This window comes from Moorena sp. SIO4E2, from assembly GCF_010671945.1.
GTDB lineage: Bacteria > Cyanobacteriota > Cyanobacteriia > Cyanobacteriales > Coleofasciculaceae > Moorena > Moorena producens.
This window is the reverse complement of record NZ_JAAHIE010001328.1, coordinates 1-1,210: the sequence shown is the minus strand read 5'-3', so window position 1 is coordinate 1,210 and position 1,210 is coordinate 1. Positions and strand designations below refer to the sequence as shown.

The 1,210-nt window shown below is 43.1% G+C and carries 2 protein-coding genes; one reads left to right on the top strand and one right to left on the bottom strand.

The annotated features are described in order from the left end of the window. Nucleotides 1-337 (top strand): UbiA family prenyltransferase (locus F6K37_RS43400; protein ID WP_287257343.1); only part of this gene is annotated, 337 nt, incomplete at its 5' end. A 587-nt stretch (nt 338-924) separates the two neighbouring features. Here the strand turns inward: F6K37_RS43400 and F6K37_RS43395 are convergent. Next, nucleotides 925-1,125 carry a hypothetical protein gene (locus F6K37_RS43395; RefSeq protein ID WP_287257342.1) on the bottom strand — a complete coding sequence of 67 codons (201 nt, stop codon included), beginning with the start codon at nt 1,123-1,125 and terminating at the stop codon, nt 925-927. Nucleotides 1,126-1,210 lie beyond the last annotated feature (85 nt).

Below are 1,210 nucleotides of genomic sequence, written 5' to 3'. Positions count from 1 at the left end.
TATATTCAAAGATGTCCCAGATATCGATGGGGATAAGCTTTTCAATATCACTACCTTTACCATCCGCCTCGGTAAATTGGCGGTATTTAATATAGCACGGGGGGTGATTACTGCTTGCTATCTCGCCATGGTGCTAGCTAGTGTGCTGCTCCTCGGTTCAGTAAATATCCTCTTCTTGGTAGGAACCCATCTGGTAGCATTAGCAGTAATGTGGTGGCGCTCTTACCAGGTAGACTTGGAGGATAAAAATGCGATCGCTAGTTTTTATCAGTTTATCTGGAAACTCTTTTTCCTGGAATATTTGATTTTCCCAGCGGCTTGTCTTTTTAGACTATAGGGTTTCTCAATCAATCGAATCAACAGCCCGTCAGCCGTCAGCCGTCAGCCGTCAGCTTATTTTATTCAAAAGCACCTCTGCATCAAGACAGCGTGCCCGTAGTGCATAAGCTGATAGCTGATAGCACCTCAAGTAGCGTGCGCGTAGCGCTTAAGCTGACCGCTGATAGCTGACCGCTGATAGCTGATAGCTGATAGCTGATAGCTGATAGCTGAATACTTACAAAAAAATAGCCGTAGAAATACTATCCACGGCTATTTAAACTCCACAATAAGTCCGTTGAAATTGTTATATAGCAGTCGCCAGCGATGCAGAGGTGCGACCCGTGGCGAATTTAATTCGCCAACGGAAAGCGCACCATTACGGTCTTGGGGGTTTCCCCCATGAGCGACTGCATCAAGACAGGGCAGTTAGGACATTACAAAAGTCTCAAAGCTAAGTAAGCGCAAGAGTTTTACTTTTGACTTCTGACTTCTGACTTCTGACTTCTGCTATGTCACTCAGTTACTAAACCTAACCTGATGTGATCCTATTTAAGCAGACCGGAACCTTTGACTGGGGGGAAAACCCCCCAGAAATTCAAGGTGTTATGGCAACAACCAATACTTGTTTAGTGTAGTTATCACTTCGCCTGGAACCTCAGTCGGCTCCAGAGGAGTCCATTCGCAAATCTCCGCATACCCTAGGGCATACATGGTTTGCATACTATAAATTACTGCTTCCCGAGACCCTTTCAAAGTGTGCTTAGCAGGTTGTTTTTTGAAGTTTTTAGTAAATCCTTGTCGCATAAGTTAATAATTGAACTCATTGTGGTCATTTAATGATTATTGTAATGATTATAATTATAATTGTCAAGGGTTTAAAAAACTTTTT

What these genes read in the sequence shown, in the direction of transcription:
- F6K37_RS43395 (WP_287257342.1), bottom strand. Translation starts at nt 1,125, where the DNA reads ATGCGACAAGGATTTACTAAAAACTTCAAAAAACAACCTGCTAAGCAC.